Raw genomic sequence first — 217 nt, 5'->3', positions numbered from 1 at the left:
TAAATGTAAATGATGTTATGTTGTTATCAATCACAAAACTACAAAATTTGAAAGCAATTCACAACTAAAGATTGCCGCGCGCTCAATCTCCTTTCGTTGTTATCAATCACAAAACTACAAAATTTGAAAGCAATTCACAACCATATCTTTATTTTATCTTTTAGTTAAAATGTTGTTATCAATCACAAAACTACAAAATTTGAAAGCAATTCACAAC

Origin of the sequence: Capnocytophaga sp. oral taxon 336 str. F0502 (assembly GCF_000411575.1) — a bacterium.
Lineage (GTDB): Bacteria > Bacteroidota > Bacteroidia > Flavobacteriales > Flavobacteriaceae > Capnocytophaga > Capnocytophaga ochracea.
This window is presented reverse-complemented; position numbering follows the sequence as displayed.